At 64.6% G+C, this 25,992-nt stretch carries 21 protein-coding genes; 8 read left to right on the top strand and 13 right to left on the bottom strand.

Annotation, left to right across the window (positions count from 1 at the left end):
* Nucleotides 1-625: 625 nt before the first annotated feature.
* Entirely contained in the window at nucleotides 626-862 is a 237-nt protein-coding gene (locus tag U0177_RS18910; RefSeq protein WP_409572219.1) for a transposase family protein, read from the bottom strand.
* Nucleotides 863-1,036: 174 nt separating this feature from the next.
* On the bottom strand, nucleotides 1,037-1,369 hold the full coding sequence (locus U0177_RS18905) for a transposase family protein (protein ID WP_409572220.1): 333 nt from the start codon (nucleotides 1,367-1,369) through the stop codon (nucleotides 1,037-1,039).
* A gap of 912 nt (nucleotides 1,370-2,281) precedes the next feature.
* Between U0177_RS18905 and U0177_RS18900 the strand changes: the two genes are divergently transcribed.
* Nucleotides 2,282-3,757 carry a hypothetical protein gene (locus U0177_RS18900; protein ID WP_409572218.1) on the top strand — a complete coding sequence of 492 codons (1,476 nt, stop codon included), beginning with the start codon at nucleotides 2,282-2,284 and terminating at the stop codon, nucleotides 3,755-3,757.
* A gap of 912 nt (nucleotides 3,758-4,669) precedes the next feature.
* Here U0177_RS18900 and U0177_RS18895 read toward each other — a convergent pair.
* Complete coding sequence (locus U0177_RS18895) at nucleotides 4,670-4,951, bottom strand: hypothetical protein (RefSeq protein WP_409572217.1); 282 nt, start codon at nucleotides 4,949-4,951, stop codon at nucleotides 4,670-4,672.
* A gap of 265 nt (nucleotides 4,952-5,216) precedes the next feature.
* Nucleotides 5,217-5,771: a DUF6789 family protein gene (locus U0177_RS18890; protein ID WP_409572216.1), complete on the bottom strand. Its 555-nt coding sequence runs from the start codon at nucleotides 5,769-5,771 to the stop codon at nucleotides 5,217-5,219.
* A 188-nt stretch (nucleotides 5,772-5,959) separates the two neighbouring features.
* On the opposite strand from U0177_RS18890, the gene U0177_RS18885 reads away from it, so the two are divergent.
* Nucleotides 5,960-7,471 (top strand): phytoene desaturase family protein, encoded by a 1,512-nt coding sequence (locus U0177_RS18885; RefSeq protein ID WP_409572215.1) that lies wholly within the window; start codon nucleotides 5,960-5,962, stop codon nucleotides 7,469-7,471.
* Here U0177_RS18885 and U0177_RS18880 read toward each other — a convergent pair.
* The 4 genes from U0177_RS18880 to U0177_RS18865 form a co-directional block, all read right to left on the bottom strand.
* Nucleotides 7,468-9,711: a hypothetical protein gene (locus tag U0177_RS18880; RefSeq protein ID WP_409572214.1), complete on the bottom strand. Its 2,244-nt coding sequence runs from the start codon at nucleotides 9,709-9,711 to the stop codon at nucleotides 7,468-7,470. The two genes, U0177_RS18885 and U0177_RS18880, sit on opposite strands and share 4 nt — an antisense overlap.
* Before the next feature lie 263 nt (nucleotides 9,712-9,974).
* Entirely contained in the window at nucleotides 9,975-10,211 is a 237-nt protein-coding gene (locus U0177_RS18875; protein WP_409572213.1) for an indolepyruvate ferredoxin oxidoreductase subunit alpha, read from the bottom strand.
* A gap of 67 nt (nucleotides 10,212-10,278) precedes the next feature.
* Complete coding sequence (locus U0177_RS18870; RefSeq protein ID WP_409572212.1) at nucleotides 10,279-10,515, bottom strand: indolepyruvate ferredoxin oxidoreductase subunit alpha; 237 nt, start codon at nucleotides 10,513-10,515, stop codon at nucleotides 10,279-10,281.
* Nucleotides 10,516-10,600: 85 nt separating this feature from the next.
* Nucleotides 10,601-11,290 (bottom strand): Crp/Fnr family transcriptional regulator, encoded by a 690-nt coding sequence (locus tag U0177_RS18865; RefSeq protein WP_409572211.1) that lies wholly within the window; start codon nucleotides 11,288-11,290, stop codon nucleotides 10,601-10,603.
* 1,703 nt (nucleotides 11,291-12,993) lie between these two features.
* Here U0177_RS18865 and U0177_RS18860 point away from each other — a divergent pair.
* Together U0177_RS18860 and U0177_RS18855 are read left to right on the top strand one after the other, a co-directional pair.
* On the top strand, nucleotides 12,994-14,634 hold the full coding sequence (locus U0177_RS18860; RefSeq protein ID WP_409572210.1) for a M1 family metallopeptidase: 1,641 nt from the start codon (nucleotides 12,994-12,996) through the stop codon (nucleotides 14,632-14,634).
* A 51-nt stretch (nucleotides 14,635-14,685) separates the two neighbouring features.
* Complete coding sequence (locus U0177_RS18855) at nucleotides 14,686-16,113, top strand: aldehyde dehydrogenase family protein (protein ID WP_409572209.1); 1,428 nt, start codon at nucleotides 14,686-14,688, stop codon at nucleotides 16,111-16,113.
* A gap of 230 nt (nucleotides 16,114-16,343) precedes the next feature.
* Here U0177_RS18855 and U0177_RS18850 read toward each other — a convergent pair whose 3' ends face one another.
* The 5 genes from U0177_RS18850 to U0177_RS18830 form a co-directional block, all read right to left on the bottom strand.
* On the bottom strand, nucleotides 16,344-17,342 hold the full coding sequence (locus tag U0177_RS18850) for a hypothetical protein (protein WP_409572208.1): 999 nt from the start codon (nucleotides 17,340-17,342) through the stop codon (nucleotides 16,344-16,346).
* Between the two features lie 587 nt (nucleotides 17,343-17,929).
* Nucleotides 17,930-18,577, bottom strand: a complete 648-nt coding sequence (locus U0177_RS18845; RefSeq protein ID WP_409572207.1) for a lactate utilization protein C — start codon at nucleotides 18,575-18,577, stop codon at nucleotides 17,930-17,932.
* 71 nt (nucleotides 18,578-18,648) lie between these two features.
* A complete protein-coding gene (locus tag U0177_RS18840) occupies nucleotides 18,649-20,088 on the bottom strand; it encodes a LutB/LldF family L-lactate oxidation iron-sulfur protein (protein WP_409572206.1) in 1,440 nt (479 codons plus the stop codon).
* 163 nt (nucleotides 20,089-20,251) lie between these two features.
* Complete coding sequence (locus U0177_RS18835) at nucleotides 20,252-21,100, bottom strand: hypothetical protein (RefSeq protein ID WP_409572205.1); 849 nt, start codon at nucleotides 21,098-21,100, stop codon at nucleotides 20,252-20,254.
* Between the two features lie 32 nt (nucleotides 21,101-21,132).
* Nucleotides 21,133-22,389 carry an alpha/beta hydrolase family protein gene (locus tag U0177_RS18830; RefSeq protein WP_409572204.1) on the bottom strand — a complete coding sequence of 419 codons (1,257 nt, stop codon included), beginning with the start codon at nucleotides 22,387-22,389 and terminating at the stop codon, nucleotides 21,133-21,135.
* A 122-nt stretch (nucleotides 22,390-22,511) separates the two neighbouring features.
* Between U0177_RS18830 and U0177_RS18825 the strand changes: the two genes are divergently transcribed.
* The 4 genes from U0177_RS18825 (at nucleotide 22,512) to U0177_RS18810 (ending at nucleotide 25,936) form a co-directional block, all read left to right on the top strand.
* Complete coding sequence (locus U0177_RS18825; protein ID WP_409572203.1) at nucleotides 22,512-23,165, top strand: TetR/AcrR family transcriptional regulator; 654 nt, start codon at nucleotides 22,512-22,514, stop codon at nucleotides 23,163-23,165.
* 98 nt (nucleotides 23,166-23,263) lie between these two features.
* Nucleotides 23,264-23,752 carry a ClbS/DfsB family four-helix bundle protein gene (locus U0177_RS18820; RefSeq protein ID WP_409572202.1) on the top strand — a complete coding sequence of 163 codons (489 nt, stop codon included), beginning with the start codon at nucleotides 23,264-23,266 and terminating at the stop codon, nucleotides 23,750-23,752.
* Between the two features lie 66 nt (nucleotides 23,753-23,818).
* On the top strand, nucleotides 23,819-24,607 hold the full coding sequence (locus U0177_RS18815; protein ID WP_409572201.1) for a class I SAM-dependent DNA methyltransferase: 789 nt from the start codon (nucleotides 23,819-23,821) through the stop codon (nucleotides 24,605-24,607).
* 336 nt (nucleotides 24,608-24,943) lie between these two features.
* Entirely contained in the window at nucleotides 24,944-25,936 is a 993-nt protein-coding gene (locus tag U0177_RS18810; protein WP_409572200.1) for an IS110 family transposase, read from the top strand.
* The last annotated feature ends 56 nt before the right edge of the window (nucleotides 25,937-25,992 follow it).

Below are 25,992 nucleotides of genomic sequence, written 5' to 3'. Positions count from 1 at the left end.
CGACGGCGAGTACCACATCGGTGCCAGCAAGTGCGACACCTAACAGATCTGTGCCAGGGCTAAGTACGTCAAGCGCCACGGCGACACTTGTAACACAAACATCTATAACGCCAACATTAACAACAAGTGCTACGACGAGTACGATACCGAGCGTAACGCCGACGATAGTCGGCGCAGAAACAAGCGAATCGCTTACTGCAACAGCTCAGGGTACTAATACAGCAACCCCAACGGCAAGTCCAACGCCAGCCCCAATGTCGCATGCCTGCCAGGTGCAGCCGGTATCTTGGGGCGGTTGGCTTTGGTTCTTTTTCAAGTGCATGTCGTTAGGTCAACGCATGTTGTGGCAAATTAAACTGGGCGCTCTCACAAGTATTATCCTAATGCTATTTTTCTTAATCGGCAAGCGATTTGCCCAGCCATTACGTTTGTTAAGAGATAAGTTCGATAGGTGGCTTGATCGCTAAGAATCTAAGGTTCTTCGGGACTTTCCATAAAGTCTCCGGTATTTGTGGTTACAGCCATCTTCCCTGCTCGGAAAATACGAGTAATGTATGGCGCAACGGGCGATCCTAAAGGGCCGAGCTTTGATGTAGAGCCAGTAAACTCTAGACATTATCGAGATTTAGGGCATGGATTGCCAAGGAACGTGCCGTAGGCGAAGGTTGGGAAGGCCACAGCAAATCTCCATCACGGTGTCACGGATATGGTCGGGACGCAGCCAGATGTCCTCCTTGAGGATGCAACAGTGTTTGATTGCACTAATGATGTGCTCAATCAGAGCACAACGCTGTGAAATCGTACGATTGTCGGCTTTCTGGGGATGCGTGAGTGGCTGGCCATTGGGCTTCTTATACGGCATCGTGATCGTTACGTTAGGACGTGTGAAGTAAGAAAGCCCAGATCCTGGAGTAATTCACTGCTTGGCGGAAGTCGGTACGGTGTTGCATCGGCGAGCGGCTTCTCGTGTGAGGCGCCTTCGATCGTCTCACTCAGAAGACAACCCTGGCGGTACGATTGGCCAGAACAACATTCTTCATCGTGTGGTCGTGTGCCTTGCCGCTCCGGTAGTCTTTTTGTTCACTTGGGTCTTTGGGACGCGGGACGGGTCGCTCGGTGCCATCGAGGAAAAGGGAAGCGAACGCCTCGCCGTCCTCGGCACTCTAATCCGCACGCGCAATTCGTCGAGTATGCGCGACGGTGCGAGCTTGGCGGTGCGCAGGACGGTTTTGAGCACGGGAATGAGGATGTTCAGCCAGGTGCTGACATTTGATTGGATTAAGCCAAAGGTAGCGCCGTGATAGTATTGACGCGGAGCATGTTTGAGATAACTGAGCACAAAGAGCAGTCGGTCTTCGGGCGTTGGCAGCGGGCAGTTGATGTAGACGTTGAAGCTGTGCTCCTTGCGGGGTTTGCCGGTAATGGTTTATTGCTGCATGTGCTCCCGGAAGGCCTGTTCGAACGGTTCGACAATCATCGTGAATTCCTTACTCGTGAAGCTCGTCAAATCGAGCAATTGGGTCTCGCGTCCCACAACATCCTGATAGCGCAGCATCGTCGTGCTCTGCTCATACTTATGAGCAGAGCACGATACCATAAATCTCGATAAATCTTATGGACTTTTCAATCTTTTTAATGTACAATATGATTGATTGAATTTCGATTAAACATTAGCGGAGTTATACAGTGGATCATCAATTATTTAGATCTAAAGCGGATCTACATCAATATCTGTACTTCTTGTAGTTATGCTATCATTCGCAATTACAAGCCGGTATTCTGATTAGAAAAACCTGGTTCCATAATATAAAGCGTAATCACTTAATAATGATTGTACTTGTTTTGGCTATTATATTGACCCTGTTGGTCATTTTGTCGATTAAGTCGCTCCCTATGAATAATAATATTGAAGTTTATATTGAGGAGATTGTATTGTCAGCCGTTTTCTTATTATCTAGCTTTATTACTGGTGGTGAAGGCATCATAGGCTTTCCAGGCAAAGGCAGTCGCAATGGGTCTGTCCTGACTATCACACACAAAAAGGCAACGTTCGTAAAAAAGGCGACCTTTTCGTGCATACACTCGCGAAAAATAATCGGTCATAGAGTCTTGGTAGGCCTGTGCCTCGGTTGGCGTATCGAACGGCATAGCTTTCCAGAGCGCTAATTCCTCCTCTCGGTATCTTCTCAATAATCTGGGGTAGACTGGTTGCCGCTGGTTTGCATCCCTGACGTGTTCGAGTATCATGGGATGCGGAGCACGCCCTGACGAGAACTGCCTGATGCTCGATGATCTTGATCTCTCCAGCCTCCCCGATGATCGGACCCGTGAGCTGATTATCCGGCTGCTGAACATCATCGAAACACTGACCGCTGACCTGCGCGCTGCGCAGATCGAGAATCAGGGACTGCGGGACGAGATCAACCGCCTCAAAGGCGAACAAGGCACGCCGCCCACGCGACCGAACACGCCTGCCCCAACGGCTGATCACTCCTCGGAAGCGGAACGTCACCGCCCCACAGAGCGGGTCAAACGCGGCAAGCGGGACCGCATCGCGATTGACCGCACCAAGGACCTGGTCGTGGACCCAGCCAGTCTGCCGCCAGATGCGGAGTTCAAAGGGTACGACGAGGTCGTGGTGCAGGATGTCGTCATCCGCAGCGATAACGTGTTGTTTCGCAAGGAAAAGTGGTATGCGCCCTCGACCGGCCAGATCTACCTGGCGCCCTTGCCAGTGGGCTATCAGGGCGAGTACGGACCGGGGGTGCGCGCGCTGACGTTGGTCTTTTACTTTGCCTGCCAGATGACCGAGCCCAAGATTGCGGACTGGTTTGCGCACGTCGGCATCGCGATCTCGGATGGTCAGATATCTAACCTGCTGATCAAGGACCACACTCCGTTCCATACCGAAAAGGACGCAGTCTATGCGGCCGGGTTGCGCTCGAGCCCCTGGCAGCATGTCGACGACACCGCCACGCGTGTTGGCGGCCAGAACCAGCACTGCCAGGTGGTGACCAATCCACTGCATACAACCTTCATCACCACGCCCGCCAAGGATCGCTTGACCATCCTGGATGTGCTGCGCAATGGCGCGCCGCGCACCTTCCGCCTCAATGCCGAGGCATTCGGCTATCTTTCCCAGGTGGGTGTTTCGGCGATTACACGCCAGAAGCTGAGCCACTTGCCGCGCGATCAGACGGTGGACGAGCCGACCATGCAGGCCTGGATCGCCACGGTGCTGCCGAAGGTCGGCGCCCACACCCACAAATGGATTCTGGATGCAGCCGCGGTGGCGGCCTATCATGCGCAGACTGAGTGGCCGATTGTGCGGCTGCTGCTGTGTGATGGCGCGCTCCAATTCACTTGGGTGACGGAGGAGTTGGCGCTGTGCTGGGTGCATGAAGGACGCCACTACAAGAAGCTGCTCCCGACCATGGCGCGGCATCGCGAGTTGTTGGATGCCTTTCTGGAGGACTTTTGGGACTACTACAACGAACTGCTGGCCTATCGCGAGCACCCGACCGCGGCCGAGCGGCAGCGGCTGTCGGTATCCTTCGATACCCTGTTCCCGGTGCAAGACCGGCTATTGGGCGCTGGACGAGCGGATTGCGCTGACGCGCGCCAAGAAGACCAGCTTGCTGCTGGTGCTCTCTTTATCCTGAGATTCCGCTGCACATCAACCCGGCGGAGTTGGGGGGCGCGGCAACGGTGCGCAAGCGTGATCATGGCCCGCGCACCGCTGAGGGCGCGAAGGTGATGGGATACATTCATGTCGCTGGCGGCGACCAGAAGCAAGCTGGGGGTCAGTTTACCACTATATCCACGACCGGATCTCCTGCAAACCCAGCAAGGTGATACCACCGTTGATCAGATCATTGACGAACGGGCCAAGGAACTCAACTTCTGGCGCGCTGGCGGGGTGTCTCCTGATGACCACCCTGATTTATTGAGAAGATACTACATATGAATATAAGCATAACATTGCCTACTAAATGCATGATGTAGTGAAAGATTATTTTCCTGTAATTCTTTCGTTGTTGGCCATAGTTATATTTGATGATTTTGTTTCCGAACTACTATCTACACAGCGACTATCAGTATTCCCGAACATCGATACTATATTATTATATGTACAGTCAATATTCATAGGTATCATTTACAGCATTATTCTTTAAAAAAAAGAGAAGAATAACCCATCTTATTATTGTATTTATACTATGGATGGCAACTCTTAAATTGGGTATCAGTGTTTTTTTGGATAGTCCGGCAATTATTACTTCAGAGACAAGCTCTCTGAAGCGAAGGCAGGGAGTTCATTTCTTGATGCATTATTACTATGGGGAACAAACGTTATAATCTTTGCCATCTGGCATTGGATGTTAGATCGGGGTGGCGCTTACAATCGAAGCCATAGAATCAAGTCGCCGACCTGATTCTCTGTTTCCCATTCAGGATCATTGTGCCGATGATTGGTGCAAGGAATGGTATGGATAAGTTGGCAGCCCGGTTTTGTAGATTATCTGTTTCTTGCGTTCACAACGAATACCGCAATCAGCCCTACCGAGACGATGCAGGCTTCCTCAACTCGCGCCAAAATGGCTAATGATGCTGCAGTCTTCGATATCAATGACCGTTCTAGTAATTCTCGTAGCCCGCGCGATTAATATGATCAAATAAATATTTTTTGGTTCTTTAGGATTTCCCGTGGAAAACGCAAGTTCTTTAGCCTTGATTTAGATAATTTGTTTATGGTCAGGAAGCGGTTGAGGCACGATTGGTCCGGTGCATCTGCAAACTCGCGTGCGATGCCACTGACGGTCTTGTGCTCAGCTACCAGTAAGCCGGTGATGTATTCGGCGAAGTGTATACGCGCTGGTTCATTCGGAAAGATATCCCCAAACTGAAGGAGCAACTCTTCCACGACTTGTGGCAGTGCAACGATCGCTGGCATTGCACCCTCCCACATTCAACCCGGTACCACTGCGATCATACGTCACTCGCCACGCTCGCGCAAATCTGCAAAACTTCAGATGTAATAAAAGCGCCCATCGATGGCTCGATGGGCGCTTGAGTCGTAAGAAGCGAGTATTTTTCCAAGTCTTAGTTCACCCCAGCTTTGCAGTTCATTTTCCCAAAGTCGTACGGGCGCGATACATCGCGCCCGTACAGTGTCAAGTCGCCCCAGGAATTGAACCCTGCCAAAGCCCTGTCAATAATTACGCCCGCTCGGCCAGCGCCGCCAGGGCCCGGCTGCCGCGTATGTACGGCGCCGGCAGCAGCAGGCCGTAGAGCAGGCCGGTGACCACGCCGTACACCAGGTTCTGGATCACAAACGACGGCGCGTAGGTGTCCATCAGCGCCGGGTTGAGCACCGGCAGCACCATGAAGTACGCCCCGGCCCACAGCGCCATCCCATAGATCAGGCCGCTCACCGCAGGCACGCCGAAATCGGTGGGCAGGTGCAGCCGCCGCAGCGCCAGCTCGAACAGCGCGCCCAGCAGCCCGGCGATCAGGAAGTGCAGCAGCGTGCCCACCGCGATTGCCGTCGCGTCGTTGGCCGCCACCAGGCCGAAGATCGGCGCCGCGATCTCGCGCGGCTCGCGCCACATGTCGTAGCCCAGCGCCACCGACAACATCGCCGCCACCACGATCATCGCCAGGCCGCCGCCGAGCCCGGCGAGCGCCCCCGCCATCCCTGGGGTGTCGAATAGACTGGTCGCCTGCATCCGACGCGGAGTGGTGCCGTTCGAGGAATGCTGATCAGCACTCATTGCCTGATCCTTTCACGCGATTACGCCAATGGTCGCGCACGGCCGTGCTGCGCTGACGGCCGCGATCTATGGGGGAAATGCCGGGGGATTGCTGTGCAGATATGTTGCATTTGATGTGCAATAGTGTAACATGGTTTGCTGGGCTATGCAAGAGCCAATTGAGCAGGCCGGATGAGCGAGGCGCGCCTATGCAGGATGAAGCCTACGATATTATTGTGATTGGCGCGGGCATCGGCGGGCTGAGCGCCGCCGCGCTGCTGGCGCACGACGGCTACCGCGTGCTGGTGCTCGAGGGCCACATCGCGCCCGGCGGCTGCGCTTCGTCGTACGAGCGCAAGCGCCCGGATGGCGAGCGCTATGTCTTCGACGTAGGCGCCACGCTGTTTGCCGGCTTCACGCCTGGCGGCGCGCACCACTGGGTTGGCCAGAAGCTGGGCCTGCGCTGGCCGGTGCGCGCGCTCGACCCGGCGATGGAGGTGTGGCTGCCCGACCGGCGGGTGACGCGCTATGCCGACGCGCGCTGGGCCGACGAGCGGCGCGCGGCGTTTCCGGCGCAGGCGTGGCAGGCCGAGGGGTTCTGGCGCGAGCAAGAGCGCATTGCCGCGATCGCCTGGCGCTTCGCCGCGCGCCAGCCACCGATCCCGCCCGAGCGCCCGTGCGACGCGCTGGGCATGCTGCAGGCTCTGCGGCCCGAGCTGGCGCTGCTGGCGCCCCAGCTCTGGCGCACTGCCGGCCAGGCGCTGCGCGCCCGTGGCATCACCGACCGGCGGCTGCGCGCGTATGTGGATGGCCAGCTGCTGATCAGCGCCCAGGCCACTGCCGACGCGTGCGCGTGGCTCTACGGCGCGGTGGCGCTCGATTTCGCGCGGATCGGCGCGCACTACGCCGAGGGTGGCGCGTGGAGCCTGGCGCGCACGCTGGTTGCGGCGCTCGAGCGCGACGGCGGCGAGATCCGCTATCGCTGCCGGGTGCGGCGCGTGACCGTGCGTGGCGGCCGCGCGGTGGGCGTGGAAACCGAGCGCGGCGAGCGCTTCGGCGCGCGCCACGTGATTGGCAATATCACCGTGTGGGACGCGCAGGAGCTGCTCGGCGCGGCGGCCCCGCGCCGGCTGGAGCGGCGGGTCAGGCGCGCGCCGGACGGCTGGGGCGCCTGCACGCTGTACCTCGGCGTCGACGAGGCCGCCATTCCGGCGGGCATGGCCGATCACCACCAGGTGATCGCGCGCTACGACCAGCCGCTGGGCGAAGCCAACAGCCTGTTCATCTCGGCGCACCCGCCCGACGACCACAGCCGCGCGCCACGTGGCCAGCGCGCGCTTACGATCTCGACCCACACCGGCGCCGAGCGCTGGTGGCGCTGGCGCGCCGACGACCCGGCGCGCTATCGCGAGGAGAAGGCGGCGATGGCCGAGCGCATGCTCGACACCGCGACGCTGGCACTGCCGAGGCTGCGCGCGCACATTCGCTACATGCAGGCCGGCACGCCATGGTCGTTTGCGCGCTACACCAGCCGGCACTACGGCATGGTCGGCGGGCTGCCGCAGCGCCTGGCGAATTCGGGGTTGCTGAGCCTGGGGCCGCGCGCTGCCGGCGTCGGCGGCTTCTGGCTGGTGGGCGACAGCGCGTTCCCCGGCCAGAGCACGGCGGCGGTAACGCAGGGCGCCATACGGGTATACCAGGCGATTCGGCGGGGCGGCTAGAACGGCTCGGGCGGGCGGATGCGCCAGGCCAGCGCCGCCAGCCACATCGCCGCGCTCACCCACACGATGTAGCCGCCGATCGCGATCACCAGCCAGCGCCCGATCCGGCCGCTGCGCCACAGCAGCTGGGCCACCAGGGCGGCACCAACCGCAATCGCCCAGGCCGAAAACATCAGCCAGCGCGTCGAGAGCGTGGATCCCGAGACGAATGGCAGTAGCGCGAACAGCAGCGCGATCAGGAACGTGCCGCTCATCAGCAGCGCTGCAGCCAGGCGCTGCGCGCCGAGGGCGGCGCCTGGCTGCCTGCGTCGCAGCCACAGCAGCGCCAGCCCGCACAGCGCCAGCGGGATGGGGAAAAAGCCAAAGTGCACGCGAAACCCGGCGTCCCAGAGCGTCTGCCACAGCAGCGCCCGGTCGGTGGCCTGGCGGCCGGCCAGCCCCGTCAGCCCGCCGCTGGCGGTGGCGCGCGCCTGCTCGAGAAACAGCCCGGTGTAAGCGCTGTAGAAGAACAGCGCGGCGAACAGCTGCGCCGCCACAAACGCGCCGCCGAGCCGCCACAGCCAGGCCCAGCTCACCCTGCGCCGCCACGCGCCGATCAGCAGCGCCAGCAGGCCCATGCCGCCCAGCAACGACATGTTCATCCAGAAGCCGAAGTGGCCCAGGTACACCAGCAGTTGCAGCGCCCACAGCGCCGCGAAGGTGAGCCATCCCGAGCCACGGCCGGCGGGCGGCAGGCCCCGGCTTGCTGGCGCCTGGCGCGCATGCCCTGGCTGCCACACGAGCACAATCGCGGTGATCAGCAGCAGGTGCGCGAACTGGGTGAAGATGTGCGTGCTGAAGTTCCACCAGGTGGTCATGAGCGTGGCCGCGCTGAAGCTGTAGATGCCCGCCGCCACCAGGCCGAGGCGCGCGGCCGCAGCGCCGGGGCGCGGCGCCAGGCTCACGGCGATGGTGTACACCAGCAGCGGGCTGACAGCGTCGAGCAGCGCGCCGCCGAGCTGGAGCAGCACCCGCCGGTCGAGCCCGGTGAGCGAGAACGGCGCGAGCAGCAGGTAGAACGCCGGCGGGTAGGGGAAGTCGACGCCGCGGTTGCGCGAGAGCAGCAGCACGCTGCCGTTCAGCACGTCGAAGTAGCGGTTGGCGTGGAAGCCGATGTCGCCCCACATCGAGAACGGGTAGATCTTGCCACCGTAGTGTGTGGCCAGCACCGCCAGCGCGATCAGCAGCAGCCAGCGCCGCGCCATGGGCGGCACCGGCGGGGCGGCGCGGGCATACAGGCGGCCCAGCGCCGGGCGCAGCCAGCCGGCCAGCAGCAACGCCAGCGCCAGCGCGCACAGCACCGCGCCAAGCCAGAACAGCGTGTCGCCCTGGCCGAGCAGCCGCAGCGCCAGCGCCGGCGCGCACAGCGCCGCGCCAGCCAGCAGCAGCGCGGGAGCGGGCGCGCATGCCAGCAGCGCCAGCAGCCACGCCAGCGCCGCCGCAGTGAGCGCCGTGGCATCGCCAAACGCAAAGCGCGGTGGGTCGAGCATTGCCGCCAGGCCGGCGAGCGCCGCGCCGCACAGCACGAAGCGCAGCGCAAACGCCGGGCCAAAGCCGGCGCGCCGCAGCGCCAGCCACAGCAGCAGCGCCGCGCCGAGCCAGGCGATGTCGTGCGCCCAGGGTGGCAGCAGCGGCCCGCCGCCGGCAAGTACACGCAGGTCGTCGACCGGCGCGCCGAGCGCGCGCACATCGCCGCTGGGCACGTACGTCGGGCTGCGCAGCACGATCGTGTGGTCGCTCGCGCCGGGCGGCGCGGCCGGCACCGCGACGCGGTACATCGCGCCGGTGGCCGGGCGCAGCGCCAGCGCGCCCAGCGGCGCGCCATCGGCGCTGATCTCGATCTGGCTGGGGCCGCGCTGCGCGACCTCGTCGTTCACCGGGAGCAGGCGGACGATCAGCTGGATCGCGCGCGGGCCGAGCCCCGGCAGACGGATCGTCGATTCGCCGGTAGTCCAACGCAGGTCGATCGTGTCGCCGTTGGCGCGCTCGAAGTCGTGGAAGCCGCTGAGCAGCGGCAGGTCGCCGCCGTAGCCTTCTTCGCGCCCAACGTCGATGCGGTAGTCGAGCGGGGCCTGGGCGGCCAGCAGCAGCAGCACGGCAAACACGCCAAGCGCCAGCCACAGCCGGCGCTCGCGCAGCGCCGCCGCAAGCCGGCCGGCCTCGGCGCGCAGCGCCGCGCCGCCCTGATCGATCAGTTGCATACGCGCTCTGTTCAACATCGCCCCGGCTGGCGATTATCGCCGCTGCGCGCGGGCTTGTCAAACACAGCGGCGGCCGCGCATGCGGAGCGCGGCAAAACCGCAAGATGCCCGGGTGCCATGCTGCCGCAGTGAGCGAGCCGAACAAGGCAACTGCGTAAGTCATACAAAAGTTCGGGGGCGGCAAAGCCGCCCCCGAACCCTCACATACCGCAAGTGATCGCCGGATGTAGTTTTAGCCAGCCGCGCGTGGGCGGCTGCTGGCTCTATAGCCCGAAGAAGGCGGCGTTCTTGCCGGTAAAGCTCTCCTGGCCCGCGGGCACAGCGTCGGCGGTGAAGATCGCGCTTACCGGGCACTCGGGCTCGCAGGCGCCGCAGTCGATGCACTCTTCGGGGTTGATGTAGTACTGGTCGTCGCCCTCGTAGATGCAGTCGACCGGGCAGACCTTCACGCACGCGGCGTCCTTGGTGCCAATACACGGCTCGGTGATGACGTAGGCCATTGAATCCTCCTAAGCTTCTGCTTGTACCATGAAAGAAGTGAAACAGCTGGTGCCGCCTGGGCGCGATCTAGCTGGTGAAGAAGGCGGCGTTCTTGCCGATAAAGCTTTCCTGGCCCTCGGGCACGGCGTGGGCGGCGAAGATGGCTTCGACCGGGCACTCGGGCTCGCAGGCGCCGCAGTCGATGCACTCGTCGGGGTTGATGTAGTACTGGTCATCGCCCTCGTAGATGCAGTCGACCGGGCACACTGCCACGCACGAAGCATCTTTGGTGCCAATACACGGCTCGGTGATCACGAAAGCCATTGCAACTCCTCGCGCTCGGCTCGGCGGCGGCACGGGGCCGCCGCTTGTGCGCGCCAAGCGTACCACAGGCGGGGCGCCGCGTCTGCTACTTTTGTTCCATTCGGTCTTCGCGCAACACCGCGTCGCCGTCGGCCACGCGCGCCAGGCCGCCCGGGTCGAGCACGATCACGCGGCCGCGCTCGAGGCGCACCAGCCCGTCCTGGGCCAGCTGGCGCAGCGCGCGCCCGGCGATCTCGCGCACGGTGCCGGTGCGCTCGGCCAGCTCCTGGTGCGTCAGCACAGCCGCGCCCTCGCCGGCCTCGTGGAGCAACTGGCGTGCCAGGCGCTCGCGCACCGAGCGAAACGCCAGATCCTCGACCAGCACGACCAGGTCGCGCAGCTGGCCTGCCAGCTCGCGTAGCGCCGCCAGCGCGAGGCCGGGGTGCCGGCGGATCAGCGCCAGCAGCGCATCGCGCGGCAGCAGCAGGCAGTGCACCGGGCTCATGGCGCGCGCCGTGGCGGGGTTCGGCCGATCATCGAACAGCGGCACCGGGTTGAAGTTTTCGCCGGCGCCGACCATCGCCAGCACCTGCTCGCGGCCGTCGGGCGCGGTGCGCGAAAGCCGCACACGGCCGCGCTGCACGAAGAACAGCCCCGGCGGCTGCTCGCCTTCAAACATAATATACTCGCCGGGCCGGTACTCGCAGCGCTGCACCCGCCGCGCAATATCGGCCATGGTCTGGTCGTCGAGGTCGGCGAAGAAGGCGATTTCGCGCAGTTCGGCTGGTGGTATCACGGTCGCGCCCGCTATGTGTCCATTTTCACCGGCGCAAGTATACCACACCGTGCTTGCGCCGCACGCCCCGCCCGCGCCGGGCTTTTCTGGCGGGATGTGCCGGCAGCCAGCGCCGTGGCCGGTACGGCGCTGGTGGCGCATGCCTCAGGGTGCTCGTACAGCTGCCGCCGCGCCCTGAGGCATGCGCGTAGGGCGCTGCTCGCCGGCACGGCGGCATTGCCTTCCCCGAAACCTGGCCATACGGCAAGTTATTGGCCCAGAGCTTGTGCAACGTCGGCCCGGTATCTTAGGCAGGACGAGTATGGATCGAGTATCCTAGACCCAAACTCGTTGATGCGGGTCGGGCGTCGTGAAGCCGCTTCGCCCTTTCGGCTCTGAGCCTGTGGGTGAGATTTTGCTCCGACGCCCGCCGTGCCCCTCTTCGAGGCCGAACGGTATCGAGTGGCCAGCTCCTCTGCGAGTAGAGCCCGCATGCACCAGGTCGGCCCAATCGGGGACTCCCCGCTCGTCTCACAAGGAGTGTAGTATGCCTGCTTTTCTCGGCATTGATGTCGCTAAAGACACCCTCGCTGTTCTCTAGCCCAAATCCCGCGCAAGACCAGCGTTCCGAATACGCCCGCCGGTTACGCACGCCTCGTGCAGTGGTCACGAACCAGCACGTCTCCGACGTGACCGTGGTCTGGAAGCCCGCACCTACAGCGACGATGTCGCCCTCGCCCCACATCCCACTATCGCGTCTTTCTCGTCAACCCGGCTCGGATCGCGGCCTATGCCAAAAGTCAGCTGCCCGTACCAAGACCGATCCTGCCGATGCCGTCCTGATTGCGCGCTATGCCCACGCTGAGGCTGCCAGCCTCACGCCCTACTCCCCGCCTGACCCGGCGCTGCGAGAACTGCGCGGCTCGTCCGCCATCTCGATGCCCGCAGTTGCAGCGCCAAGCCGAGCTGAACCGCCGCGCGGGCGGCCATCCGAGTGCCGTGGCCGAGGCGCTGGCCGCACATCGCATTTCTCGACAAGCAGATTGCCGAGACGTTGCGCCAAATCAGCGATCATCTGGAGGGGCATCCGGCGGGCAAGCGCACGAGCTGTGCAGAGCATTGTTGGGATAGGCAGCATTGCCGCCGTATTCTGGCTGAAGCCGGCGACCTGACGCTTCGTGACGCACGAGCAGTAGCCTACGCGGCCTGACCTCCAGTACAGCTCGGGGACGAGCGTGCAGCGACGGACGCGACTGTCGAAGATTGAACGCGAGCTTGCGGCGGGCGTTGTTCTTTCCGGCGATTGTAGCCAAACGCATAATCCAGTACTCCAAGCATTCTGTGCGCGGCTGGCGGAGCGTGTTTAGCGCCGAAAGCGATTGTGGGTGCGGCGATGCGCAAACTGCTCCAGCTGGCCTACGGTGTGTTGCCAGTGGGCGTCCATTTGATGCGGCGCTCGGGCTGGCCTCGCACCCAAAAGGGCTTGACAATCAAGACGGTATCTCCCCTCTCCCGCGCGCGGGAGAGGGGTTTGTTGGCTTTGTGGTGCGGTCGCTCCGCCGAACGCTCCCGCAACTGTCCGCCCTTAAACCCTGACGGGGAGGGGTAGGGGGAGGGGTCGAAAGACGTTGCAGAGCCCTGGTTATTGGCCGGCGCGCCTGGGAGCGCGGCGCCGCGTTTGGTATAATACCCGCGCCTCGTGCCCTGGCAATGGAGGAACCGCCGTGCAACGTACCTGGCTGCTTGTGGCGCTGCTTGGCTGCCTGGCCGCCTGCAGCGCACCCCCACCCGCGCCGACGGCCGTGCCCACTGCCGTGCCTACGACCGTGGCGACTGTTGCGCCGACTGCTGTGCCGGCTGTTGTGCCCACCGCCGCGCCCACCGCCGCGCCCACCGCCGCGCCGACAGCTGCGCCCACCGCCGCGCCCACAGCTGTGCCCACAGCTGTGTCGACTGCCGCAGCTGCGCCCGCCGCGCTGAATGTGCAGGATCAGGCGGCTGCGCTGCGGCCCGAGTTCGCGGCCGACCTGGCGCGCGCCGGCGAGTGGAACCGCTACACGCTCGACGTGGCGATCGACCCGGCCGCGCGCACACTGACCGGCCAGATGCGGCTGGAGTACACCAACCGCGACAGCGCCGCGCTCGACCGGATCTACCTGCACCTGTACCCGAACCTGCCCGACTTTGGCGGGCGGCTCGACGTGCGCGCGCTGGACGTCGACGGCGCGCCCGCCGAGGTGCTGTACGAGGCGCGCCGCTACCTGCTGCGCGTGAACCTGCCGCGCCCGCTGGCGCCCGGCGCGAGCACCACGCTGGCGCTCGGTTGGCTGGTGAGCGCGCCCGCGAACGCCAGCCAGCGGCTGTATGGCGCGTTCAACGAAGAAGGCGGCGTGCTGGCGCTGGCCTCGTCGTTCCCGATCGCCGCAGTGGTGCGCGGCGGGGCCTGGGATATCGGCTGGCCCGACGGCAAGGGCGATTTCGTAAACAGCGAGACGGCGCTGTTCGACGTGACGCTGCGCGCGCCGGGGGGCTGGCGGCCGATCACCACCGGCGTGGTGGTGGAGCAGCGCGCCGACGGCGGGGCGCAGACACTGCGGATCGTAAGCGGGCCGCAGCGCGACTTCATGATCGCGCTGGCGCAGTTCGAGGTTGCCAGCGCCGACGCCGCCGGCACGCGCGTCAACTCGTACTACCGCGCCGAAGATGCCGCCGGCGGGCGGGCGGCGCTCGACGCGGCGGTGAAAGCCGTGGAAGCGTTCGGCAAGCGCTACGGCCCGTACCCGCTGCGCGAGCTCGACGTGCTCGAGATCGCCGCCGGCACGTTTCTGGGCGTCGAGTACCCCGGCATGGTCATGATCGAGCAAAACCTGTACAGCGGCGACCCGGGCCTCGAGCTGACGGTGGCGCACGAGGTCGGCCACCAGTGGTGGTACAGCCAGGTCGGCAACGACGTGCAGACCGCCGCGTGGCTCGACGAAGCGCTGGCCAGCTACTCGCAGGTGGTGTACCAGGAAGAGCTGGCCGGCCCGGCGGCGGCGGCGCGCGAGCTCGATGGCTTCCGCGAGCGCTACGGGCGCGCGCTGGCGCTGGGCCGCGACGCGCCGGTGCAGCAGCCGAACAGCCAGTTCAACAACAACTACGTGCTGCTGGTGTACGGCAAGGCGGTGGTGTTCTTCGCGGCGCTGCGCCAGCGCATGGGCGACGCCGCGTTCGACCGCTTTCTGCACGATTACTACGCCGCGAACCGCTACGGCTATGTCGGCGGCGAGCAGCTGCTGGCGGCGGCCGAGGGCGCCTGCGGCTGCGACCTGCACCCGTTGTACGCCGACTGGATCACGCGCGCGGTGCCGCTCGAGATGCCGTAGCAACCGGCGCGCTATGCTACAATGTAAGCCCTGTTTCTGAAAGGAAAAGGCATGACAGATACACCGGAGTATCGCTTTGTGCTGGCTGGCGAGCGCCGCACCGGCACACCCTACACTGTGGCCTGCCCCTACGACGGCAGCGTGGTTGCCACGGTGCACCGCGCCGGCCCGGCCGACCTGGAGGCCGCCACCCAGGCGGCGGTGCGCGCGTTTCGCGTAACCCGCGCGCTGCCGGGCCACCGCCGCGCCGCGGTGCTGCGCAAGGTGTCCGAGACGATCGTGGCGCGCGCCGAGGAGCTGGCGCGCACAATCGCGCTCGAGGCCGGCAAGCCGATCAAGCAGGCGCGCGTCGAGGTGGGCCGTAGCGCCACCACCTTTGCCACGGCCGCCGACGAGGCCACGCGCTTTCACGACGAAGTGCTGCATCTCGACGCGCTGCCCGGCGGCGAAAACCGGCCGGCGATCGTGCAGCGCTTCGCGATCGGGCCGATCGCGGCGATTGCGCCGTTCAACTTCCCGCTAAACCTGGTGTCGCACAAGCTGGCCCCGGCGATCGCCGCCGGCTGCCCGGTGGTGCTGAAGCCGGCCTCGCAGACGCCGATCTCGGCGCTGAAGCTGGCCGAGATCATCCTCGACGCCGGCTGGCCGGCCGAGGCGCTGAGCGTGCTGCCGATCAACAGCCGCGACGCCGCGCCGCTGGTCGAAGATGATCGCTTCAAGCTGCTCACATTCACCGGCTCGCCGGCGGTGGGCTGGGCGATGAAGGGCCGTGCCGGCCGCAAGCGCGTGACGCTCGAGCTCGGCGGCAACGCCGGCGTGATCGTGCACTCCGACGCCGACCTGGCCTTTGCAGCCGAGCGCTGCGTGGTGGGCGGCTACTCGTATGCCGGGCAGAGCTGCATCAGCGTGCAGCGCGTGTTCGTGCAGCAGGACGCGTACGAGGCGTTTATGGACGCGTTTGTGCCGAAGGTGCGCGCGCTGAAGGTTGGCCACCCGCTCGACGAGGCCACCGACCTGGGCTCGGTGATCAGCAAGGACGAGGGCGAGCGCGTGGGCGACTGGCTGGCCGAGGCGCGCGCGGCCGGCGCCGAGTGCCTGGTGGGCGGCGCTGTGCGCGATGGCGTGGTGCAGCCCACGGTGGTGGTGAAGGCCGGGCCGGAGCTGCGCGTGAACAGCCAGGAGATCTTCGCGCCGGTGGTGACGGTACAGACCTACACGACGTTCGACGAGGCGCTGGCGGCGGTGAACAATAGCGACTTCGGGCTACAGGCCGGGGTGTTCACGCGCGATGTGAAGCGCATCTTCCAGGCCTACGAGGCGCTGGAGGTCGGCGGCGTGATGGTGAACGAGGTGCCGACGTGGCGGATCGACCCCATGCCCTACGGCGGGGTGAAGCACTCGGGCTTTGGGCGCGAGGGCCTGCGCTACGCGATCGAGGAGATGACCGAGCCGCGTTTGTTGGTTATTAACCTTTCGTGACACGAGTTACGTGGTGGGGTTCGGGGGCGGCACGCGCGCTGACAACTTCTTAGCGCTGGTCGCGGCCACGGCGGTGGCCGCGCCAGCCAAAAAGAGATTTTGAGGGCGCGCCCTCCAGGCCTCCCACGCGGGAGGACACCGCGCAAATCGTGTTCGTGGGTGTTGGCAATTGGCAGAGCCGCGTTTGTCCTAAAAGCATCTGCGGGGCAGCAAAGCCGCCCCCGCGCCGCTCAACCGTTAACCCAATCGCGCCACTCGTCCGCAAGCTCGTCGAGCGATTTGCCGAGCACGCCGCGGTAGTTGGCCGAGCCGAGCGCCCGGCCGCTGCCACTGGCATACAGCTTGTCGAGCGCGTCCCAGCCGTAGCGTCGCGCCAGGAAATCGACAAACGAGGCCCATAGCTCGTAGGCGTTATCGGCGCCGTAGCGCTCGGCGGTGCGCAGCTTCAGCGGCACACCCGAGGCGCGCAGCTGCTGCGCGCGCTCGCGCCAGCTGGATGCGCCGCACTGGTCGAGCCAGCGGATGCTGGCGATCCAGGTAGCCATACCTTCGTGCAGGATGGTGTCGGCGCGGCGTTGGGCCTGCTCGCCGTAGCGCTGGGCCTCGAGGTGGTGGCCAAGCTCGTGCATGGCGATGGTGGTGGCGCGGCCCATGTCTTCGCCGGCGCGGTAGTACAGCTCGACGCGCCGCTCGGCGGTGTAGGCCATGCCGCGCACGCCTTTTTTCGGCGGCACGCGGTAGAAGCCGATCGAGACGCGATGCTTGAGCGTGGTGCCGAAGTAGTCTTCGGCGGCGCGCAGCACGCGCTCGAGCTTGGCGGCGCGGTCGGCCACCTGGGCCTGGCTGAAGCTGCCCTTGCCAATGTACAGGTCGAGCCGCTCGGTCTGCGCCACCAGCGCGCCGCGCAGCTTCGGGCCATTGCCGGGAATGCGCGCGGGCGCCGGCCGCGGTGCGGGTGCCTTGGGCCGTGGCTGCACGCGCGCGGCCGGGTCGTCGGCCAGGGCGCGCCTGAGCGCGGCGCGGCTGGGGCGCTGCACAGCCGCCGGGTGGGCGCTGGATGGCGAGCGCGCGGCCGGCGCGGACCGTGGTGCGGCGGCCTGGGCGCGGGGCAGCAGGCTGGCGGCAAGTGCCGGGGCGGGGCTAGGCGCAAGCGGCCGCGCGGCGATCAGGCCAACCAGCGTCACGCCACAGACGAGCAACACAAGCGCTTGGTATGCGATGCGATTCATGGCATCAGGCGAGTCGTGCGAGCATGGCGAAGCCTGGGCGTTAGCCCCCAGTTGCGCCTCGATCGTGGCGGACACATTGGCTCAGCAAACAGCATGCTGCCCATGTATCATAGCTCGGCGGTTGTGTCAAATGCTGTGGCAGCTTGCGGCGCACTTCACACGATTGACGAGCGCGAGCTGGGCAGTCGCCGGTGGGGCGGGCTGCCTCTGTCGGTGGCAGCCCATGCGGCGAATGCCCTACTACTTTAGGCGGAGACACAGATCCGACCTTGGTCGTATAGCAAGGGCGATAGGCTGTGATATAATTCACGCATCCAAGAATGAAGAAAATGATCGCGGCGGTCATTCTGGCGCTTACGATCGGTACTCGATCGGGCGGGCGCTATTCGTCTCCACGCCGCCCTCTCATACCCCAACGGCTGCCCGAGCGATCGGGCGGCCGTTTCCGCATTGATACCAAATTCGCTTGATGACTTACACTTTGGTGGGTTGGGGCGGCTTCGCCGCCCCCGAACTTTTCTTCGGCGCCCGTGCCGGGCGCCGCACAAGAAAACACAAGTAATCAAACGGAGTTGGCATGAAACGGCCTACTCGGCGATCAGCACCTCGAGCGTGCGCGGGCCGTGCACGCCCTCGACGCGGTTGAGCTCGATGTCGGAGGTGGCCGAGGGGCCTGAGATCAGCGTGATCGGGCGGCGGGCGTCGCGCACGGCCGGCGCCAGGCGCGCAATTGCCTCGGGCACCAGATCGACGACTTGGTCGGCGCGGACGACGCAGAGGTGGTAGTCGGGCAGCAGGGTGAGCGCGCGGCGACCCTGAGCCGGCCCGGCGTCGAGGATGATCGTGCCCGTCTGGGCCACGCCCAGCGCGCAGCCGGTCAGCACGCCGTCGCTTTCGTCCAGGTGGGCGTTTGTCAGCCCGTCGTCGCGCAGCAGCTCGACGCCCGCAGGCGCCCACTCGGCCGGCAGGTCGGGCGGGGCCACCAGGCGGCGCACGCCGCGCCGGGCGCAGGCGGCGGCGATCGCAGCGGGCAGCTCGGCGGCTGGAACGCGCTGCACCGTGGCCTTGTACTCGGCCACTCGCTCGGCGAAGTGCGCGATCAGCTCGGGGCCGGCGGGCGCGCCGGCGCGGCGGTACTCGCGCGCCAGCGGCACTTCGCCCGGCCGCTCGGCAGCGGGCACGTCGCGCAGCGCGGATTGGATGCGGCGCAGCATTTCGGCTCGGGCATCCGCCATGGCTCACCTCTTGAAGTTGGCTGCGGGCGGCAACGGTAGCGCAGCCGCTAGCTCGGCGCGATGCCGGCCGGCTACTGCTTCCTGCCGTCTCGTTCGCGCCACCACTCCCTGAACGTCTGATCGGCAACCGGGAACAGATCGCGCATGGCCGTCCAGCCGGCCAGCGGCCCAGGCACGAACGGGATGGCGTCGCCGCGCACCAGCGGCCACTGGCCAAGCCGCCCCAGGCGCTGGGCCTGCTCGTAGAGCGGCGGGCTTTGGAACACGCGCCCGAGCGCCTGCATCGCCAGATTCTCGGGGTCGAGCCGGCCGAGCACGCCGGCCTGCTTTTTCTGGACGGTGCGGGCGCGCATATGCACGAGCACCTCGGGGATGTTGATCTTCACCGGGCAGACCTCGTAGCACGCGCCGCAGAGCGACGACGCGTACGGCAGCGCGCCGGCGATATCGACGCCGACGAGCTGGGGCGTCAGGATCGCGCCGATCGGGCCGGGGTACACCGACTGGTAGGCGTGGCCACCGGTGCGCTCGTACACCGGGCAGATATTCAGGCAGGCCGAGCAGCGGATGCAGTTGAGCGTCTGGCGGCCGATCTCGTCGGCCAGAACCTGGGTGCGGCCGTTGTCGAGCAGCACCAGGTGAAACTCCTGCGGCCCATCGCCGGGCGCCACGCCCGTCCACAGCGAGGTGTAGGGGTTCATGCGCTCGCCCGTCGACGAGCGCGGCAGCAGCTGGAGAAACACCTCGAGATCCTGCCAGCTAGGGACGACTTTCTCGATGCCCATGATCGAGATAAGCACGGGCGGCAGCGTGAGGCACATGCGGCCATTGCCCTCGGACTCGACGACGCAGACGGTGCCGGTTTCGGCCACGGCGAAGTTCGCGCCGCTGATCGCCACCGGCGCGCTGAGGAACTTGCGCCGCAGGTGCGCGCGCGCCACCGCCGCCAGCGCCTTGGGCTCGTCGGTCAGCTCGCGCACGCCAAGCTTGCGCATGAACAGCTCGCGGATCTCGGCGCGGTTCTTGTGGATGGCCGGCACCAGAATGTGCGAGGAGCTTTCTTCGGCCAGCTGGATGATCAGCTCGGCCAGGTCGGTCTCGGTCGCGTCGATGCCGGCGGCGGCCAGCGCGGCGTTCAGGCCAATCTCGTCGGTGGTGAGCGACTTGACCTTCACAACCTCGCGGGCGCCGTGGCTGCGCACGATCTGGGTGACGATCTGGTTGGCCTCGCGGGCGTCGCGCGCCCAGTGCACCTGCCCGCCGGCGGCCTGCACCGCAGCCTCGAGCTGCAGCAGGTACTCGTCGAGGTGGCGCAAGGTGCGCGCCTTGATCGCGCGCCCGGCCTCGCGCAGCGCCTCCCAGTCGGGTAGCTCGGCCACCACCTTGGCGCGCTTGGCGCGGATCGTCTGGGTGGCCTTGCCCATGTTGCGGCGCAGCTGGGTGTTCGCCAGCGCCTGCTTGGCCGAGTCGTAGAAGCTGATCGGCGCGGATGGGAGTCCTTCTGGCTTCATGAGACGCTCCCATTTTGAACCGCCAAGGCGCCAAGGGCGCCAAGACGAGAATAAGATTAGGACTTACGCAGTTGGCGTGCTCAGCCTTCGGCAGAGCGGTACTCTTCTTCGTATCGTGTGCGGTTTTCCGCGCGGAGCGCGGAGCGCGGAAAAACCGCATACATCAATACGATTGCGCCGTATTAGGCTGCGGCCGCAGATACACGAACCGCACGCCATCGCCGTGCTGAATAAAGTCCGGTACGAAGCCCAGCGACGCGTACTCTGGCCACGAGATCTGTATGCGGTCGTGCGCGCCAAAGCGCCGAATGGCCTGCGTGTCGTTGCGCGTGTAGGTATGGGCCACCAAGTTCTCAGGCGCAAAGCGGCTGCGCGTATTCACCACCGGCACGTGCACGTATGGCTCGCGCATCAGCTGCGTCATTCCGGCGATGCCGATGTGCTGGGTCATCGCCCACATCGCCGTCGCCGAGGCGCGAACCGGCGTTGCCACGTGGCCCTCGGCTACCACGCCACCCTCCGCATCGGCCACCGTAAACGACCAGCGCTCCCCGCCCCGGCGCATGTCGAAGCGCGCCAAACGCGCGTTCAGGCCAAGGTGCTCGGCGTTATAGCGTACCGCCGTTTCGGTGCTGTTCCAGAGCCCGTGGCACACCATCCGTGTCTCGGCCTGGCGCGCCAGCGCGCGATAGATCGCAAACGGGTGTGGCTGCACCGGCGGTGCCGGCCGAAACGAGGCGAACGCCGAAATCTGCAGCTCGGCATGCGGCCCGAGATTCGCCTCGGTGAAATCGCAGATCCACACCGCCACCAGGGCGCGCCCTTGCTCGTCGACGAGCGGCGTGAGTCGCTCGGCCGCGAGAAGCGCGCGCACGGCCGCGCCGTCGGCGGTGCCGCCAATAAACATGATCGAGCCGTCGTAGATCTGGTACGGTGAGGGATAGGCCTCCCCCGCGACAAGCGCCTCCGCGTCCACAGGGTAGCGCTTGAAGAGATCGTGGTCGCTGCGCATAACACCATCCTCAGCTATTCTTGTTATCGGCGCTACAGAGCAAGCACCTTGCGAAACCAGGGGTAGAGCACATCGGCGGCCAATTGAAGATTGTTCAGCGTGCAGTGCTGATCGGCGCCATTATACGCCCGGAAGATGACGTGCTTCTTTTGGCAGCTGAGCGCCTCGTAGAACGCCTCTGCGGCCCGGCTCGCGTTTTCACCCTCGCCCTCGGATTGGAGCGAGAGGAACGGCACGGTTATCTGCCCGGCCAGGGGCATGATATCCCAGACGCCCTGGATCTTCTTGAAGAATTCGCCCGGGCTAGACGTGCGGTTGGTCCAGTCCATGAGCGAAAAGACGAAGCGGGCGTCTTCGCGCACCTTGAGCACCGGGCTGACCAGCTTGTTCCAGTCGGCGGCCGAATAGCCAGCCAGGTGCGAGGCTATCGCGCCGCTGAATATGCGCGGCGCCTGCTCCAAAGCCTCGTCCATCCAGTGCCGGTAGTAGTTCGGCAGGATGGCATTGACGGCCACGGCCCTGATGCGCGGCTCAAAGGCCGCCGCCCGAGGCGCCAGGAAGCCGCCGAGGCTTACGCCGTACACGCCGATGCGCGCCATGTCCACGTCCGGGCGGGTCTGGCAGTAATCCAGCACCGGCCCAAGCACGTGCTCCCAGTCGGGGCGGAAGCACAGGCTGGGATCTTGGTGCAGGGCGCCGCGCTGCCCCGGCCCGTGGAACACAAGCAGGTTGAAGCCATAGTCTAGGCCCTGCGGCCCCCCGCCAATAAAGAACATCTCCTCGCCAGCGCCATCGCCGCCGCCGTTAAGGACGATCGTGGCGCGCGGCTGTTGATCCTGGCTGCTGGCCTTGAAAAAATAGCCCGGCAGGGTCGTCCCTTCGTAGGGAATGGCGATCTTCTCGCTGTGGTACGTCGCACGCTCAAAGCCTTTGTCGAGGCAGCGGATCGAGTCGCGGTAGAGCGCCGCCTGCGCCTGGCTTCCCTGCGGCATGACTGCGAACTCGGCGGCGCGGTAGTAGTTCCAGGCGCGCAGGTAGGCGCGGCCTGCGGCAGCCGGGCTGTCGTCGGCTGCGAAAGCAGCAGCCAATTCCTCGGTTCTCACGGCGATTTCCTTCCAGGCCGCCACCCAGCCCGCAAAGGTCTCGCCGTGCTTCTTCACGAGGTCGGCCGCGTAAAAGCACTCGCCGATGCTGGCTGCAGCATACGGGGTATAGCCCATCGCGCGGGTGATGCCGGCATCCATCACCTCGGACTTGAATATATTCAGGCGCATCATCATCTGTTTCATGTGGCACTCCTAAACAGGCCGTTGCATTATCGACAGGATGTTGATAATATTCTTTCACGACTGATGGTAGCCGTCAATATGCGGAACGGCTCGACGCGTCGCATAAGCAACAGGTGTTGAACATGTCCACCCAGCAACAATCCCGCGAAGGCATGTCCAGTGGACGCAGGATCGACCCGCGGATCGAGCGCACGCGAGAAGCCATCGGCGAGGCGCTGATAGCATTGATTGAAGACAAGGGGTTTGAGGCGATCTCAGTTCAGAACATCACCGAGCGCGCGAGGGTCAACCGAGCCACGTTTTACCTGCACTATCGAAGCAAAGAAGACCTGCTCATACGCACAGGCGAAGCAGTGTTCGAGCGCCTCGCGGCGGAAGCCGGGCCGATCGATCCCGACAACCTCGATTTCCAGAAGCCGCCGCAGCAGCTGGTGATCCTGTTCCAGTACATCGCCAGGCGCCAGAGCTTCTTCCGAGCGGTGCTGGGCAAATCGGGCGCGGGCGTCTTTTCGGCGCGCATGCGCGAGTACCTGTCTCTGTACACTCAGCAGCGCATTGCAAGTTTGCACCGCCTCTACCCCAACGCGGTGCCGATACTGGACGATGAGTTCATCGGCGAGTATATGGCGGGTGCAGTGCTGGGCGTCATCATCTGGTGGCTGAAAAACAACACCGCGCACTCGCCGGAGTATATGGCCGACCGGCTTAGCTGGCTGAGCGTGGTAGGTGTCTATAGAATGTTGGGCATCGAGCCGCCAGACTTCGACACCGCGTGACTATAGTTCGCAAGCGCAAATCGGAGCGGCGCTCTATCGCCCGCTCGCATCCGGCAGGCTGGCACGCGAGTGGCCGAAGGAAACCAGGAGGGTCTGGAATGGACAGAGACATTGGCAAGCAAGAGCTTTTGCAGCGGCTGCAAAGCGGCTACGCTCGCTTTCAGCAGCTGATCGCGCATCTGACGCCAGCGCAGCTTCAAGCGCCAGGGGTGATTGGGCGCTGGTCGATCAAGGATCTGATTGCCCACTTTATTGCGCACGAGCAGTTTGCGCTGAGCGAGATCGCCGCAGCACAGCGCGGGGAGAAGTACCATAGTCCCTTTCAAGACAGCGACGAGATCAATGCTGCCGTCGTCGAGCAGTACGCCGATACACCGGCTGAAGAGGTATTTGCCGCCTGGGAAACCTCATTTCGCGGCGTCGTGGCAGCGGTGCAGGCGCTGACGGACGCCGAGTTCGCCGCCGACGGAGCGGTGGCACGTTTGTTGGAGGATACGATCGATGGAGCGCTGGCGAACAATACCTACGAGCACTATGCCGAGCACACGCCGGCAGTAGCGGCGTGGATAGGCCGGCTAGCGCAGTAATCTGATGGTACTTGATTACCTTCTGTGTGCGGTTTTCCGCAAAGGAGAGCGGAGACGAGCGATTGATTGATTGACCACAGCAATCTTGAAGAGTTTGCAGACCCGGTCAACTACGACCTGGCCGATCCGAGCGATACCGGCGTGGCGTTCTACAGCGCGTTGGCGCGCGAAGCTGCCGGCCCGGTGCTTGAGGTCGCCTGCGGCACGGGGCGTGTCGCCATCCCGATCGCCCGCATAGGCTTTCCCGTCACTGGCCTGGATATTGTCCCAGGCATGCTCGATCAGGCGAGGCGCAAATCTGCCGGCCTGCCGATCCGCTGGGTCGAGGCAGACGCGCGAAGCTTCGAGCTTGGCGAGCACTTTCGGCTGATCTTTCTGACTGGTAACGCGTTCCAGGCGTTTGTGACCAACGCCGAGCAGCAGGCGCTGCTCGAGCGCGTGCACGCGCACCTGCACGCCGACGGGCTGTTTGCCTTCGAGACGCGCAACCCACTGCTGCGGTACATCACGCCGCCGCCGGGCTTCTTTGTTGCCCTGGAAACGCGCCGCGAAGAGCAGCAGTGGCCATCGTTCGTCAACGCCGATGGCCACGAGGTGCGCGTGTCGACGACGCAGGTGTATGATCACGTTGCCCAAATTGTGCACGTGACCGGCTACAAGCGCTGGCACGACGGCGAAACAGAACACGCCAGCATCACACGCACTGCCCTGCGCTACACCTTCCCGCAGGAGCTTGCTGCGCTGCTGCACTACAATGGCTTCACGATCGTTCGGCAGTACGGCGATTGGAACCTAGAGCCGCTGACATCTACAAGCCCGAGCATCATCTCGGTCTGCCGCAAGCGCGCCTCGTAGAGCGACCATTTACATTCGGCGGGGCGCGACTACGAATGTGGCTACGCCTGCCATTCCACACCAGGGCTCGCGCAGCGTCGGCCCTGGTATCTTAGGCAGGACGAGTATGGATCGAGTATCCTAGACCCAAACTCGTTGGATGCGGGTCGGGCGTCGTGAAGCCGCTTCTGCCCTTTCGGCTCTGAGCCTGTGGGTGAGATTTTGCTCCGACGCCCGCCGTGCCCCTCTTCGAGGCCGAACGGTATCGAGTGGCCAGCTCCTCTGCGAGTAGAGCCCGCATGCACCAGGTCGGCCCAATCGGGGACTCCCCGCTGCCTGTCTCACAAGGAGTGTAGTATGCCTGCTTTTCTCGGCATTGATGTCGCTAAAGACACCCTCGCTGTTGCCCTACTCGGCCCCAAATCCCCGCGCAAGACCAGCGTTCCGAATACGCCCGCCGGTTACGCACGCCTCGTGCAGTGGCTCACGAACCAGCACGTCTCCGACGTGACCGTGTGTCTGGAAGCCACTGGCACCTACAGCGACGATGTCGCCCTCGCCCTGCACGATGCCCACTATCGCGTCTTTCTCGTCAACCCGGCTCGGATCGCGGCCTATGCCAAAAGTCAGCTCGCCCGTACCAAGACCGATCCTGCCGATGCCGTCCTGATTGCGCGCTATGCCCACGCTGAGGCTGCCAGCCTCACGCCCTACTCCCCGCCTGACCCGGCGCTGCGAGAACTGCGCGGCCTCGTCCGCCATCTCGATGCCCTGCAGTTGCAGCGCCAAGCCGAGCTGAACCGCCAAGCTGCGGGCGGCCATCCGAGTGCCGTGGCCGAGGCGCTGGCCGCACATATCGCATTTCTCGACAAGCAGATTGCCGAGACGTTGCGCCAAATCAGCGATCATCTGGAGGGGCATCCTGAGCTGGGCAAGCAGCACGAGCTGTTGCAGAGCATTGTTGGGATAGGCAGCATTACCGCCAGCCGTATTCTGGCCGAAGCCGGCGACCTGACACGCTTTCGTGACGCACGAGCAGTGGCAGCCTACGCCGGCCTGACCCCGCGCCAGTACAGCTCGGGGACGAGCGTGCAGCGACGGACGCGACTGTCGAAGATTGGGAACGCGAGCTTGCGGCGGGCGTTGTTCTTTCCGGCGATTGTAGCCAAACAGCATAATCCAGTACTCCAAGCATTCTGTGCGCGGCTGGCGGAGCGTGGTTTAGCGCCGAAAGCGATTGTGGGTGCGGCGATGCGCAAACTGCTCCAGCTGGCCTACGGTGTGCTTGCCAGTGGGCGTCCATTTGATGCGGCGCTCGGGCTGGCGCACATGACACCCAAAAGGGCTTGACAATCAAGACGGTATCTCACCCCCCTTCCCCCCCCGCGCCCCCGCGGGGGGGGGGG

The sequence above is a fragment of the Kouleothrix sp. genome, from assembly GCF_046328425.1.
GTDB lineage: Bacteria > Chloroflexota > Chloroflexia > Chloroflexales > Roseiflexaceae > Kouleothrix.
The sequence above is the reverse complement of the archived record's forward strand: the minus strand, read 5'-3'. Positions and strand labels throughout refer to the sequence as shown.